General features: G+C 60.7%; 8 protein-coding genes. 5 read left to right on the top strand and 3 right to left on the bottom strand.

Annotation, left to right across the window (positions count from 1 at the left end):
* Positions 1 to 43: 43 nt before the first annotated feature.
* The 3 genes from LOY56_RS02875 to cbiE are packed head-to-tail and all read right to left on the bottom strand — an operon-like array spanning position 44 to position 3,064.
* Positions 44 to 766 carry a cobalt-precorrin-6A reductase gene (locus LOY56_RS02875; RefSeq protein WP_258619683.1) on the bottom strand — a complete coding sequence of 241 codons (723 nt, stop codon included), beginning with the start codon at positions 764 to 766 and terminating at the stop codon, positions 44 to 46.
* Positions 763 to 1,860, bottom strand: a complete 1,098-nt coding sequence (locus LOY56_RS02880) for a cobalt-precorrin-5B (C(1))-methyltransferase (RefSeq protein ID WP_258619684.1) — start codon at positions 1,858 to 1,860, stop codon at positions 763 to 765. Before LOY56_RS02880 ends, LOY56_RS02875 begins: the two co-directional genes overlap by 4 nt.
* Positions 1,853 to 3,064 (bottom strand): precorrin-6y C5,15-methyltransferase (decarboxylating) subunit CbiE, encoded by a 1,212-nt coding sequence (gene cbiE, locus LOY56_RS02885; RefSeq protein ID WP_258619685.1) that lies wholly within the window; start codon positions 3,062 to 3,064, stop codon positions 1,853 to 1,855. The genes LOY56_RS02880 and cbiE overlap by 8 nt, the downstream gene beginning before the upstream one ends.
* Positions 3,065 to 3,208: 144 nt before the next feature.
* On the opposite strand from cbiE, the gene cobG reads away from it, so the two are divergent.
* From cobG to LOY56_RS02910, 5 genes are all read left to right on the top strand, one after another.
* Positions 3,209 to 4,516: a precorrin-3B synthase gene (cobG, locus tag LOY56_RS02890; protein ID WP_309474874.1), complete on the top strand. Its 1,308-nt coding sequence runs from the start codon at positions 3,209 to 3,211 to the stop codon at positions 4,514 to 4,516.
* Complete coding sequence (locus LOY56_RS02895) at positions 4,509 to 5,135, top strand: precorrin-8X methylmutase (RefSeq protein WP_258619694.1); 627 nt, start codon at positions 4,509 to 4,511, stop codon at positions 5,133 to 5,135. The genes cobG and LOY56_RS02895 overlap by 8 nt, the downstream gene beginning before the upstream one ends.
* Positions 5,135 to 5,866: a precorrin-2 C(20)-methyltransferase gene (locus tag LOY56_RS02900; RefSeq protein WP_258622560.1), complete on the top strand. Its 732-nt coding sequence runs from the start codon at positions 5,135 to 5,137 to the stop codon at positions 5,864 to 5,866. Before LOY56_RS02895 ends, LOY56_RS02900 begins: the two co-directional genes overlap by 1 nt.
* Positions 5,866 to 7,566: a precorrin-3B C(17)-methyltransferase gene (gene cobJ, locus LOY56_RS02905; protein ID WP_258619696.1), complete on the top strand. Its 1,701-nt coding sequence runs from the start codon at positions 5,866 to 5,868 to the stop codon at positions 7,564 to 7,566. The genes LOY56_RS02900 and cobJ overlap by 1 nt, the downstream gene beginning before the upstream one ends.
* Before the next feature lie 569 nt (positions 7,567 to 8,135).
* Entirely contained in the window at positions 8,136 to 15,227 is a 7,092-nt protein-coding gene (locus tag LOY56_RS02910) for a TcdA/TcdB pore-forming domain-containing protein (protein ID WP_258619697.1), read from the top strand.
* Positions 15,228 to 15,303 lie beyond the last annotated feature (76 nt).

Consider the following 15,303-nt stretch of genomic DNA (forward strand, 5'->3'; position numbering starts at 1 on the left):
GCATATTCTCTGTAGCAGCTGCCGAACGCAGGCTTCGCTGCTGCTACGGGTTTTGCGTAAGGGCCGCTATAACCTCAGTCACCGCCCCAAACTCCCGCTCAACCCCCGGCAACACCGGCCGCTTCAACACCAGCACCGGCACTCCACGCTCCCGTGCCACTTCAAGTTTCGGCTCGGTGGCAGTGCTGCCGCTGTTTTTGCTGATCAGCACGTCGATCTGCCGTCGCTCGAACAGCTCGCGTTCATCCTCGATCAGAAACGGCCCACGCGCGCCGATCACTTCGCAGCGCTCATTCCCGGGATAAACATCCAGCGCACGCAATGTCCAGAATTGCTCCGGCGGTATTTCGTGCAAGTGCTGCAGCGGTTCGCGTCCGAGGGTGAACAGCGGTCGGCGGAAGGGTTTCAGTGCTTCGATCAGTTCGTCCCAGTCGCTGACTTCACGCCAGTCATCCCCAGCTTGTGGTTGCCAGGCCGGACGCCGCAGGGCCCAGCACGCAATGCTGCTCAACTTCGCGGCGGTGGCGGCGTTCTGGCTGATTTGGGCCGCGTAGGGATGGGTCGCATCCAGCAGTAGATCAATGCCTTCATCCCGAATGAATTGCGCCAGACCTTCAGCGCCGCCATAGCCGCCAACCCGAACCTGGCAGTTCAGATCCGTCGGCACACGACCGACACCGGCCAGGCTATAGATGTGTTCCGGCCCCAGGGTTCGGGCGATGGCCAATGCTTCTGTGACGCCACCGAGCAACAACACGCGCTTCATTGAAAAACTCCTGCATGGCCGACAATCCCGCCCTGGCGATCGATGGCGAATACTTCGACCTGAACCTGCGCCGGCACCACGTTGCGGGCAAAGTCCAGAGCGTGCTGACACACCGCGTCGCCGAGCGCGATCCCGGCAGCGCTGGCCATGGCCAACGCCTGCTGACTGGTATTGGCTTCGCGGATCGCCTGTTGCAGCGCCGCATCGGCACCGACCGCCGCGGCCCATTCGGCCAGTTGCGGCAGGTCGATGCTTGAATGCCGACTGTGCAAATCCATGTGCCCGGCCGCCAGTTTGCTGATCTTGCCGAAGCCGCCGCACAGGCTGAGTTTATCCACAGGCACTTTGCGCAAATGTTTGAGCACCGCGCCGACGAAGTCGCCCATTTCGATCAGGGCGATTTCCGGCAAGTCATAGACTCGGCGCATGGTGTCTTCGCTGGCGTTGCCAGTGCAGGCGGCGATGTGCAGGTATCCGTTGGTTTTGGCGACGTCGATGCCTTGATGGATCGAGGCGATGTAGGCCGCGCAGGAGAATGGCCGGACGATGCCGCTGGTGCCAAGGATCGACAAGCCGCCGAGAATCCCCAGTCGCGGGTTCATGGTTTTCAGCGCCAGGGCTTCGCCGTCCTCGACGTTTACCGTGACTTCGAAGCCGCCCGGGTAATCCAGCTCCTCGGCCAGCAGCGTCAGGTGCTCGCTGATCATTTTGCGCGGCACCGGGTTGATTGCCGGTTCGCCGACGTTCAGTACCAGCCCGGGGCGAGTGACGGTGCCCACGCCACGGCCGGCGCTGAAGCGAATGCCTGGTTCGCTGTGCAGGCGCACCTGGGAAAAGAGCAGGGCACCGTGGGTCACGTCCGGGTCGTCGCCGGCGTCCTTGATCGTTCCGGCTTCGGCGCCGTCGTTCATCAACCGACAGAATTCCAGGCGCATCTGCACTCGTTTGCCTTTGGGCAGAATGATCTCGACGGCGTCTGCTTCCACGCCACTGAGCAGCAGGCGTGCCGCCGCGAGGCTGGTGGCGGTGGCGCAGCTGCCAGTGGTCAGGCCGCTGCGCAGCGGTGCGGGTTGTTCGGCGGTTTCGTCACGCATCGAGGGGTTTCGTCACGTCCAGCAAGGTAATCGGCAGCGCCTGACGCCAGGTGTCGAACTCGCCCAGCGGTTGCGCCTGAGCGACATGAATTCGGGTCAGTTCACCGCCATGCCGTTCGCGCCAGGCCATCAGGGTCACTTCGCTTTGCAGTGTGACGGCGTTGGCGATCAGTCTGCCGCCGGGTTTGAGTTGCGCCCAGCATGTATCGAGCACGCCTTCGCGGGTGACGCCGCCACCGATGAAAATTGCGTCCGGACGTTCTAGCCCATCCAAGGCTTGCGGCGCGCTGCCGCGAATCAATTGCAGACCGGGGACGCCCAAGGCATCGCGGTTGTGTTCAATCAATAACTGCCGTCCTTCATCCGCTTCGATGGCCAGCGCCCGGCAGCTCGGGTGAGCGCGCATCCATTCAATGCCGATCGAACCGCTGCCGGCGCCGACGTCCCACAGCAGTTCGCCGGGAACCGGGGCGAGGCGTGCAAGGGTGATGGCGCGCACATCGCGCTTGGTCAGTTGGCCGTCGTGCTTGAAGGCAGAGTCTGGCAACCCGGCGAGGCGTGACAGGCGCGGCGTGTTCGGTTCAGCGATGCATTCGATGGCGATCAGGTTCAGGTCGGCGATCTCCGGCTCGCTCCAGTCGTTGGCGACACCCTCGATGCGTCGTTCGGCTTCACCGCCCAGATGTTCCAGCACGGTGAGGCGACTCGGCCCGAAACCGCGCTCGCGCAGCAACGCCGCGATGGCCGCCGGACTCTGGCCGTCGTTGCTCAACACCAGCAAGCGCACACCACTGAACACATGGGCGTTGAGCGCGGTGACGGGGCGGGCGACTACTGAAAGCGTCACCACGTCCTGCAACGGCCAGCCCATTCGCGCGGCCGCGAGGGAGCAAGAAGAGGGCGCCGGCAGAATCAGCATCTGCTCGGCGGGCACTTGTCGCGCGAGACTGGCACCCACGCCAAAGAACATCGGGTCGCCGCTGGCGAGCACACAAACCGGCTCGCCACGCAGTGCCAGCAATGGTTCAAGGGAAAACGGGCTGGGCCAGAGCTGGCGCTCGCCGCGAATGCACACCGGCAGCAAATCCAGTTGTCGCTGACCGCCAATGATCCGCGAGGCGCCCAGCAGAGCCCGTCGAGCGTTCTTGCCCAGGCCCTTGAAGCCGTCTTCACCGATACCTACTACTGTCAGCCAGGGTGACATCTGCCGTCCTCAAAAAAAGTCCGCAAACGGACTGTTCCGACGGGCAGGCTTTTCATGCCGTCGAACAAAGCAGGCATAATACCGCGCCTTCGCCCGCGAAGCGCCTTTCCCACACAGCCGGTCGCCCCTTTGAACGAACGCCCGATGTCCTCCGCCTTACGCCCCTCGGCCTGCCCGGGGTTGCTGCGTATCGTCCAGGCGCTGGATGGCGGCATTTGTCGGATCAAATTGAACGGCGGTTCGATCAGCGCCGCCCAGGCGGAAGCGGTGGCCAGCGCGGCCGAACGGTTTGCCGGGGGCGTGATCGAGGCGACCAACCGGGCCAACCTGCAGATTCGCGGGATTGGCAGCGAACAGACGGCCTTGATCGACAGCCTGCTCGCCGCAGGATTGGGCCCGCGTACCGCGGCGGGTGACGATGTGCGCAACCTGATGCTCAGCCCGAGCGCCGGGATTGATCGGCAGATGTTGCTCGATACGCGCCCGCTGGCCGAACAGATCCTCACCAGCCTGCAAAGCCATGAGCGTTTTCACCAGTTGAGCGCCAAATTTGCCGTGCAACTCGATGGCGGCGAAGGCCTGGCAATGCTTGAGCATCCTCACGACCTGTGGTTGAGCGCCGTTGAGCAAGAGGGTGAGTGCGTGCTGGCCTTCGGTCTGGCGGGTTGCCCGACGCAGACTCCGTCGGGCGCGGTGCGACTGGAGGACGGGCATTCGTTGGTGATCGCGGTGCTTGAGTTATTCCTCGATCTGGCGCGTCCCGACCAGACGCGCATGCGTCATCTGCTGGCCGAATACCCGGTTGCCGGGTTTGTCGCTCAAGTGGCCGAACGTGTGCCGCTGCTGTCCATCGTGAGCGGGCCGCGCGTTACGAACTCGAGCGTTCTACACATTGGCGCTCATCCTCAGCGTGAAACCGGCCGTGTCTATGTCGGCGCGACGCCATCTCTGGGCCGGCTCGATCCCGCCATGCTGCGGGGCGCCGCACAACTGGCCCGCGAACGAGGTGACGGCAGCCTGCGTTTCACACCTTGGCAAAGCCTGCTGTTGCCCGATATCCACGAACGCGATGCCGCTGAAGTTATCCACAGCCTGGAAAATTTGCGCCTGCGCTGTTCGGCAGACGACGCCTTGGCGCATCTGATCGCCTGCACCGGTTCGGCGGGTTGCGGCAAAGGCCTGTCCGACACCAAGGGTGATGCCCTGCAATTGGCGGCGTTGCTGCAACGTCACGGCCCAATCCTGAATGTGCATCTGTCGGGTTGCGCGCGTTCCTGCGCGGCGGCGCACATCACGCCAGTGACCTTGCTGGCCGTCTCACCCGGTCACTACGACCTCTATTTTCGCGACGCAGCGCAGCCGGGTTTCGGCGCGCTGCACGCACGCAATCTTACTATTGAAGCGGTCGCGGCCTTGCTCGACGCCCGCTCACGGAGCTCCCTTGATGCTTGATTACATCCGCGACGGTCAGGAGATCTATCGCAACTCCTTCGCGATCATTCGCGCCGAGGCCAACCTTGCGCGCATCCCGGCCGATCTGGAGAAACTCGCGGTACGGGTGATCCACGCCTGCGGCATGGTCGAGGCCATCGACGGTCTGCAATTTTCCGAAGGCGCGGGCAAGGCCGGACGTGATGCGCTGGCCGCCGGTGCGCCGATTCTGTGTGATGCGCGGATGGTCAGCGAAGGCGTGACCCGTACGCGTTTGCCCGCGAACAACGAAGTCATCTGCACCCTGCGCGATGAAAGCGTTCCTGACCTGGCCCGGGATTTGGGCAACACCCGCTCCGCCGCCGCGCTGGAACTGTGGCGCCCGCACCTGGAAGGCAGCGTGGTGGTGATCGGCAATGCGCCGACCGCGTTGTTTTATCTGCTGGAAATGCTCGACGCCGGCGCGCCAAAACCGGCGCTGATCCTCGGCTTTCCGGTGGGTTTCGTCGGCGCCGCCGAATCCAAGGCGATGCTCGCGGCGGACAGCCGTGGCGTGCCCTTTGTCATCATGCAAGGCCGGCTGGGCGGTAGTGCCATGGCCGCCGCCGCCGTCAACGCCCTCGCCACGGAGATTGAATGATGCAGCAACCTGGACGTTTGATTGGCCTGGGCGTCGGCCCCGGTGATCCGGAACTGATTACCGTCAAAGCCTTGCGCCTGTTGCGCGAATCGCCGGTGGTGGCGTATTTCGTCGCCAAGGGCAAGAAGGGCAACGCCTTCGGCATCATCGAAGCGCACCTGCAGGACGCGCAAACCCTGCTGCCGCTAATCTACCCGGTGACCACTGAAGCGTTGCCGGCACCGTTGTCGTACGAACAAGTGATCAGCGATTTCTACGATGCGGCTGGCGAACAACTCGCCGCGCATCTGGACGCCGGCCGTGACGTGGCGGTGATCTGCGAAGGCGATCCGTTCTTCTACGGCTCTTACATGTACCTGCACGATCGTCTGGCCGAACGCTATGAAGCCGAAGTGGTGCCGGGCGTCTGCTCGATGCTCGGCGGTGCGTCGGTACTCGGCGCACCGCTGGTGTATCGCAATCAGAGCCTGTCGGTGTTGTCGGGTGTGTTGCCGCACGAAGACCTCAAGCGGCGACTGGCCGATGCCGATGCCGCGGTGATCATGAAACTGGGACGCAACTTTCACAAGGTTCGCCAGGTGCTCGAAGAACTCGGTCTGGCTGAGCGTGCGCTGTACGTCGAGCGCGCGACCATGGCCAATCAGAAAATCGTGCCGCTGGACCAGGTCGAGCCGATGTCCTCGCCGTATTTCTCGCTGATCATCGTTCCCGGCGAAAGGTGGCAAGGCTGATGGCCCATCCCGCTCCGGCGATTGTCATTCTCGGCAATGGCAGCCTCGCGACCGCACGCAAGATTCAGCAGGTGTATCCGGGCGCATTGATTCATGGATTGGCCGAACGGGTCGAAGGCGCAGACCGGGTTTATCACGAGTTCGGTGCGACCCTGCGCGAACTTTATCAACAGGACACGCCGATCATCGCGCTGTGCGCCGCCGGGATTGTGATCCGCACCCTTGCGCCGTTGCTGCTGGAAAAGGGCGCCGAACCACCAGTTCTGGCGGTGGCCGAAGACGGCAGCGCCGTGGTGCCACTGCTCGGCGGTCTCGGCGGAGTGAATGTCATGGCGCGCGAGATTGCTGCTGGCCTCGACGTCGCGGCGGCGATCACCACCAGCGGTGAATTGCGTTTCGGCACCTGCCTGCTCAATCCACCCAGCGGCTATGCCTTGGGCGATCTGGAGTTGGGCAAGCGCTTCGTCTCGGACTTGCTGGCTGGCGAACACGTGCGCATCGAAGGCGCTGCGCCCTGGTTGGCGCACGCACAGTTGCCGCAAGATCCTCAGGCGCATTTGTCGATCCATGTCGGCAGCGCCGAACGGACGCCAGCGGCCAATGAGCTGTTGATCTACCCGCGCAGTGTGTTGTTGGCGGTCAGCGCCAGTGTGCCGGATTTGCCTCAGGCGATTCGCGCGGCGCTGCGTCAGGCGCGAGTCGCCGTTCAATCGCTGGCGTGCTTGCTGGCTCCGGTCTCGGAGATGGCCAGCCCGGCGTTGCGCGAAGCGGCGCTTGAGTTGGGAGTGCCGCTGCGTTTTGCGTCGCCCGCCAGCGATGCCAGCAAGTTGGCTCGCGAGGCTGTTCCCGGTGCGACGATTATCCCGATCGACGCGAACCTGGCGCTGGCGATCGCCGAACAACCCCTGGACATTACGCAGATCGGTCGCCCTCGCGGTCGACTGGCCGTGATCGGTCTGGGCCCCGGTGCTGCCGAACTGATGGTCCCTGCGGTGAAGGCCGAACTGGCCAGAGCCACGGATGTGCTTGGCTATGAAACCTATGTGCGCATGGCCGGCCCGTTTCGGCCGGATCAAGTGTTGCATTGCACCGACAACCGCGAAGAGATGCTGCGTGCCCGTCACGCCTTCGAACTGGCGGCCCAAGGGCGCTCGGTGATTGTGGTTTCGTCCGGTGACCCCGGCGTGTTCGCCATGGCCGCTGCGGTGCTGGAAGCCTTGCACGAGTCGAGTGAGGCGGCTTGGCACAGCGTCGACCTGGAGATTCTGCCGGGGGTTTCCGCTTCGCTGGCGACCGCCGCTCAGGCCGGTGCGCCGCTGGGGCATGACTTCTGTGTGATGTCGTTGTCGGACAACCTCAAGCCGTGGTCGATCATTGAGAAGCGCCTGGACCTGGCCGCCGAAGCCGATCTGGCGCTGGCTTTCTATAACCCGATATCCCGTTCTCGGCCGTGGCAGTTGGGCCGAGCTCTGGAAATCGTCGCACAGCACCGTACGCCTGAAACCCCGGTGGTTCTGGGCCGTGACATCGGCCGGCACGGCCAGACGCTGCGCGTCACCACACTCGGTGCGCTCACGCCGGAGCAAGTGGACATGCGCACTATGGTGCTGATCGGCTCGTCCACCACCTGCGTGTTCCCTCGTGCCGAGGGTGGCGACTGGGTATACACGCCGCGCTGGTATGGCAGCAAACCGCTCTGATGAACCTTGGCGGCCCGCTCGGGCCGCCGTCATTGTTTGAATCCCGAGAGCTCTAGTTTGTTTCGGTAGTTGTGCAAGTAAGCCTGTTCGGTTATTTGCGTGGGTTTTTTGCCGCCTGCCAGAAAGAAACGTTGATCCTGTGTGTAGGAAGTTCTACCCGAATGATTGTGTTTTTCAATGTGCGATGGAACACGCGCTCAGGCAGTCGTTATCGGGTCCGGGTCTTGCGATGTTCTAACGTGTGGGTCATGAGTTAATGAATTCGATGCGAATAAGTCTGTAACTTCGGGTGTGGTGTTTGTTCTGACACTAATTGAATTCCTTATGAGTTGAACGGTGCCAGGTAGCGAGTTAATTTTATTTTGCTGTTTGTTAGTGTTGGTTGATTTTAAAAATTTTATGTAACGTCTCAGGGTGTGGGTGTCGTCGGTGTCCGTTCTGAGTGACGGCCCGTCCGTTGTTTTACTTGAAGCAGTCATTCCTTTTCGAGTGTATTAACGAGCTTGTGGAAACGTTATTACGCCGCGTCGATCTCGACTATTTATATACGATAAATGGAAGTGTTATTTATGAGTAAGTCTACGTTCTCGTGGGTAGATGGCTACGTCAATTTTACGGATTTGTTCAAGTTGATGGATCTGGAACAGGCCTTGATATCGCATAAGGGCACCGCGCCCTATGACGCGGTGTTCCGTTATTACTTCGGCTGTGTCGGTTTGCGGGATTCTCCGCAGCTGTTGGAGCCGTTGGGTTTGCTCAAGCAAGCGTTGGGAGCCCTTGAGGGAAATAGCCGGCGCCGTCGCGCGACAGAGTCGGAACAGCCAATGAGTCCTGATGTCGCCGGGACTCCCGATTTGACGGACATCTACAACAAAGTAGAAGGATTCGAGGCCCGCCTGCGCAACGGCCTCGAACAGCTGAAGTTACCGGCCACCGAGGTGCCGAAAAATCTGCATTTTGTCTGGCTTGGGGGTGGCGTTGGGGCGATTCAGCGCGACTACCTCAACATTTGGAAGCAGGTGATGGCCGCAGAGGGCTATCAGCTCAATCTCTGGTACGACAGCGACGCGTTGCTGGCCTATGAAACAAACCGGCTCATAGTCGAAGCCGCCAAGGCCGATGCCATGCTCAATGGCGGGCAAACCAGTACCGATGCGCTTGACCTGGGCGACCGCTATGAAGAGCGAGCTATCGTTCTGAAGCAGCAAATGCACGCCCACATTACAAAGGTTGTGACAAACGGCGGCAGTGCCGATGACGCCAGAATCGATTTACTGGTTCAAGCCTACGGCCAGGATGAAGCACGCCTGAGTGCCTTGAGGAGCAGTAATCGACTCAACCTCTCGGCATTGGTCGAAGGTGGTCTGGTGCTGCGCGATCTTGCCGTCGCTGAGACACCGCTGCATCTGCAGGATATTTACGAGCGCGAGATCAGTCTGCGTGGCAATTTTGCGGCGGCCTCCGATGTCGTGCGTGTCGAGGCTTTGTTTGCCGAAGGCGGCAGTTATGCCGATGTCGATAACCTGCCGCCACTGTTAGAAAAACTGGGCGATGTGGACATCCGTGAATTCAAGACAGACGCGCGCCTGGGTGTGCTGCAGTTGATGCTCGACCGCAATCCCGAGTGGATGCCCGGCCGTCAGGCATTGCGCAGTAGGTACACCAATTACTTTGAGCAGATCCCGCCGGAGCATCGCGAAGCACTCGGGCGTTTTGCTGAGAGCCAACCGGAATTGAACCGCGTTTTTCGTCCCCCGGTAGAACGGCTGGTTCCACCGGACGGTCTGCGAGCCGTCGCCGTACAAAATACCTTGAGCAACGCGTTCCTGATGGCTCATCCCAGGTCAGCGATGCTCAAAGCCGTGCTCGAGCGTTACAGGCTCAATTATGAAATCGTCGATGCCACGGCCCGCCTGGCCAATGAGCAAAACGTTGCCTTCACTGACGCCGAGGCCATGGGTGGTCTTGCGCAAAAGGCTGCGACGCAGGTTTTCGGTGCTCTGCACGAACTGTCGCCGGAAGAACATCTGGCGGTGGCTTTTCTGGTGCAGGCGGCCGCAACCTATTACAGCGACGGCATCCGCCCCCAGAACGAGGTGACAATTTATCTGACCGGTCCTGCGGCCATGCGCGAGGGCATGATGGACTACGAAAGGACGCACTTCACACCTCGAACCGCCGAAGCATGGCGAGCGGAGGTTGCCATCCCGGACATTGCCACCGTCAACCGGGCGACCGAGGAGGAGCTGGATCACTCCTGGAAAGAGAATGAAAGTGATACCGGACAATGGCTGAGCGACGAGAAAAGCCGCTGGCAAGAGGGCCGATACAAAGCCCGCTACGCGGGTGATCTGGCACAGTTACTCAAATACCGCACCATCGACTTTGAAGAAGGCTGGCCGCTGATCGAGGAGCGCCATGTACTGTCCATCGACTTGTTGCAGCATCTGGCCGATGAGTTGGGTGAACCGTTCATGCGCATGATGAATCGTAGCCATAACGGTGCGGTGACTTTTGACAAGGCTGTACCACTGAGCTTCGATGATCGCCAATCGATCCTCGCCCAACGTACCGATGCCCGGCCGCCTGCATCGTTGAGTGATCCGCAGACGCAACAGCTGCCGCTCGAAAAACTCCTGATTGGACTTGCCAAGGGCACAGTCGCAGTCGTCCAGTTGAGCCCCTTGCAACGTCTGCTGCTCGGCGCCTTGACCGGTGCGCAGGCATTGGATAATCGCAGCTTCGACGCGGTTCGTCCGCAACTGGATAACCTGGCCAACAGCCTCACCGAACTGGGGACCGCGGGCTGTTACGCGGCGATTGAACACGCGCTGTATCAACGCCAGGCACCGGCGTTTCTGGCCGGGCTTGCCAGCCCTGCCGATCATCCGCCGGTGCATTCCGAAACTGCTCTGGGCCTGAAGAAAAATGCGCTGGAACAACCGCTGACTTTGCGTCAGTGGGGCCAGCACATCGCCAGAATTCAGCAGGTGGCGAAACTTGAATACCGTGACCAGGTGGTCGAGCGCGTCGGTGTTGTTCTGGACGGTTTTGAAGCGGGCTCCATCAAGCTTGTACCGCAGGATTTACTCTTGCAGGGCGTCGGTGACTCGGTGGGCGGACGTTGTTATCCACTGGCCCTGGTGATGGCGGCAGCGTTGTCGGAGGGGAAGGCCGCGGCCAACACCCTGCGCGAGCGATTCTATCTGGGGGTTTTCGAGCCGCAAGGGAGTGATTCAGCGATCTTTCTGCAGAGCCTGGAGGCGTTGCGAGGTGTGCAGCTTAGTGAGGTGGGCAGCGCGCTGGCGCGCTCGGACCTGAATCAGGTCGTGGACATTCTGCGAGCCAGAACAGCCACCAGTACACTGATGCTCAACTCCGACAATCACGCCATGCTGGTGGCCAAAACCATTGAGGGCGAGCGCAGCACTTATCATTTTTACGATCCAAACTTCGGTGTTTTCGAGTTCGATCAACCGGCCGAGTTCAGACTGGCACTGGAACAGTTCTTCCTTGAACAGAATATGGCCAGACACTACGCAGCCTATGGCGATACGGAGCATCCGACCTTCGATCTGATCGAGCTGAAAGGCGCGCGGGTGTCGGAGGTGGCATTGCCTGGCGGAATTCGGGTCTCGCAACTACTGCAACCCGGCACGTTGCCGGGACAGACACAACGCCCGGTCAGGCAGCGTCTGGCCAGTGCTCGCGGACAATCATTGATGAGTAACGCTCGTCTGGGCAGTTGTCTGCTGGCGCTGGACGGTCATTGGTGGGGGCAACAAATCGAGCAAGTGACAACCCGCCTCCGGCAGCAGAATCAGTTGGCACCACAGCTTGTGCCGTTGTTCGAAACCCTGGAGGTCACGCCGGACGGGACATACCGGATGAGCCTGATCGACCCTGCAAACCCTGAGCATGTGGTACGAGTCATCACCGATGACCATCGACTCTTGCGCATTAAAAACTACCTCTCGGAACGTTTTGCAGCCTTGGCCAATAAGTCGCCCGTCCCGGGCGATCCCGTCGACCCCACCGATGTGGGTAGCGTCCATACCTTGAACGCCGGCTTCGCCATACAAGCGCTGATGAACGCGTTGAGGGGGCGGGAAGGGCCCGATCGACCCTTGACCTTGGCTGTCCGGTTGCACGCCTATGTCAATTACGCGCAACTGGTGCATGGCAACGTGGTTGATGTAGCGGGCTTGGTAGGGTTGGTCCGACAGGCACTGGCTGAAGAGAAGCTGATTGCCCGTACCGTCGCTCCGGTGGTCAAAGCGGCTGTGGGGCCGAGCGTGGGCGAAGCGACCGGCGGACTGTTGCAGCTGGCGAATGTCGGGTTCGACATTTATCAATTGGCGACTGCGCAAAACGATGTCGAGCGCGCCCAGTTCGGTACGCAACTGGCTTTCGACTCGGCCAGTCTGGTGTTGTCGGTGGGCGCTTACGCTGCCGGCGCCACCATCGCCGGGGCGTTTCTGGGCGGGGCAGCCGTGATTCTGGCGGGGTTGGCAGTGGGGGGGGCGGCGCTGGTTCAGGGCTTTGCCTGCATTGCCGAAGAAGCCAAACAGGTCGGGCTGTTTTTCGATGAAATCGAGAAGGCTCATCGCCAAGGCTATCGATTCGACAGCGCTTTGGCCGCGTGGGTGCCGCGTTCATCGCTGATTGTCCAGACGCTGGATCTGACCGCCGGCCAACTGCTGCTCGACAGCCCCAAGCTGTACCCTCTACGCGATCATTTCGGGGTGCCGACCTTTGACGACGATTACGAGCGGGCGATCAATATTCGTCGGGAACTGAACCTGCCTGGCCAGATAAAATTCACGCCGCTCACCGGGCAGGTCATCGTGCTGCCCTGCACACCACAAACCTGTTACCGCTATGAGTACAAGGCGCTGCCCTTCGCAACGCTGCGCCATGACAGCGGGTTCGACACGGCCCGGCGTCTGGAGAAAAAGAAAGCGGACGGCGGATGGCTGTTCCTGTTTTCCTTCTATTCGTTTCCGAGTGAGTACATCCTTTATCGCCTGTTTCCGGCCTATCGGCCAACAGTGATCAATGTGCTGCTCGATGCCGTCGAGCGCTTGCTGGTGGTACCGGTTATGCCCCCGGCATGGCATGGGAAAGTCGCCTATCGGATTCAGAGCGCCGGCAAGCAATGTGCATTGGTGCTCAATCCTGGGGTTAGCCTGACACTTGAATCACCCAGCGGCACTGCCGCGCGATGGGTGCTGGAGGCGTCGTGGGCCAGCGAAAGCGACGTTGTTCTGGAAGGGGCTACGGGCCTGCAGATCGGCACCGTCAAGGTGGAGTTCACGGGTCGAGGTCTTCATGACGTCTTGATCCGGATCACCAACAATCAGCTGTTCCAGCTTGATCGCGGAAAACGGCAGATGAACCTTGTCGAGCAGGATGTGCCCCCGGGCATGGATCGGCAGACGTTGCAGGAACATTTCAAGGGGCTGGCTCATGAGCATCGTTTAGCGATGCCGTATACGCCGGTGCATAACTATCTGATTCCGTTCGAGAGGCCGAGTGAACCCCGTCACACCACTGCCTGGTACGACGCGAAGGAGGAACGCTTCCTGTACATCCGCAGCGAGGACGTACTGGCTTCCGATGAAGCACTGTTGGGGGCGGTGGCTGGCGGCTACGCCTATTTCTACGAACCGCAGAGTTTCGTGATTTGGCAAGTCGACGCGGTAACCGGGCTGCTCAGTCATCGTTATCGGTTGCTGCTTAAAGACATGGGAGCCACCATCAAGAGCGTAGAGGCGGACGCGCAGGGCGTGATTCACGTCGTACAGGAAATCCCTCGCGAAGATCAGACCAGCGATGTGCTGGTGTACGTGATCCATGACGGGCAACTGCTGCTGAGTTCGGTCACCCGCGACATGGATCCGGCACTGGAATCGGTCTTCAGTGCCAGCGACGCACTGGCCGACTGGTCGCAGGTACTAGGCAACTATTACTCCTTTACACCTGCCACTGGCGATAACACCTTTGTCACCGTCGACTGGCAACCGGCCCCCTTTGTCTCGGTCTGCTGGAAGTTCGAAGCGAACGCGCGGGACATGGCCTGGGTTCGCCACAGTGACCACCTGATCATCCGTCCCTCCCCGTGGATTCACCGCGGGCGCGGCTGGGCCGATTCGATCAAGAATATGACTGATTTGACGCTGCTCTCACCCGAGGAGGGCAGCGATGTGTTTGTCATCTACGACAGGCTCAGGCAGCAGTTGTGCCGCAAGCAACGCACCTTGGTGGCGGGCAAAGGGCAGTGGTCCCATACATGGCAACAGCCTGCGAAGCTGGAGAATGTCGTGGCCGTCGAAGGTGGCTACCTGGCGCTGACGTCGGAGGGTCTGTTCTTCAACCTGCCCCCCCAGGGATACCTTGCGCTGGGAGGCCTTGGCGAGTCGTGGTTCAAGGATCGGGTGCACTGGTGGTCCGCGTTGGAACCGCTTGCCCGGCAACACGCAGCCGAGCGTTTTGCCCTGATGGGCCTGAGCAACTTCAGCGGCGACGCGAGGTTGTGCGCCTGGTACGTCGACAATCGATTGTTGCTGGCTGATCTGGGCCATGGAAAAGAAGTGCGCCTGCTCGGCGTTACCCCTGATAGCGAGGCGGCCTGGTTATTCGATGTTTCGAGCGGCGAAGTCTATCGTCAGGCGTTCATCAATCCGCAGCGGCTGGAACCTGCATTCGGCGAAGGCTCGCGATTGCTGCGGGCTGATGCGCTACCTGCCGCCGAGCGTGAATGGGCGCCCTGGCAGTTTGCCGAGGTGACAGTCGCGGGAGCCGGGCTGCGCGGCACCACCCTTGAAGGCGTGGTACTTGAGCTGCGTTATCAAGAACCGGCATTGATCACCGGCGTCACCCATGAGTGGGTCATGTCTCAGGAGGGGCGAGCGCACGAAAGCCTCAAACAATTGGCAGACAGTCAACCTCATGCCGCGCTGCTGTCGGTAGAGGACGCCGGCAGTCTGACATGGTTCGTAGTCGATACCGAACGTGTAATTCGGGTGCCAAAGGCCGCGATTCCGGAGTCCTTCGAACTATTGGGAACGCAACAGCAAACCAACGTATTGCTTCATGAAGACAAGGATGGACTGCTGTTGGCCTACCCGGGCATGGGACATGCGGGACCACTCGGTTATGTCCGGCGAAATGCCGAAGTCATGGTCATCGAAGGCCAGATGAAGGTCGGCGATGTTCTACCGCTGATGCCCGACGATGTCACGACCCTGATCTTGCGCATGGGGCAGGGCGCCGTGAGTTACCGGTTGTCAAAGGCTGCCTGGCTGAGACTCGAATCGGTCATCCTCGACTGCCGACATTCGCTGGGCAGTACACAAACGATTCCCGGCAAGTTGATCTGGGAGCTGGATAACCCTGAAAAGCTGTTGCTGAGCATCGTTCAGGAACACCTGGTGATCATTGATCCGGACAGTGGGCACAGCGTGATCTTTCGTGAAGTGTATGCGACGGATGTCAACTTGCGCGGCGAAGTCTTGCTCGGGTTTGAAGGGCATCGACCTTATGCCGTTTCGACACTGGTGCAGAGGCTGATCGCTCGACAGGGTGCGCATGACAGTGCAACGCTGGGTGAACTTCTAACGGTATCAACTGCTGAGTTGGAAAACAGCCTGGTGGGTTGATCACAAGCTGTTGTCTGTGATTTGAAAAGCAATTGGGCGATGTACCCCTCAAGGAACTGAAGTTACTTGATGGGTA

Origin of the sequence: Pseudomonas sp. B21-048, assembly GCF_024748615.1 — a bacterium.
GTDB lineage: Bacteria > Pseudomonadota > Gammaproteobacteria > Pseudomonadales > Pseudomonadaceae > Aquipseudomonas.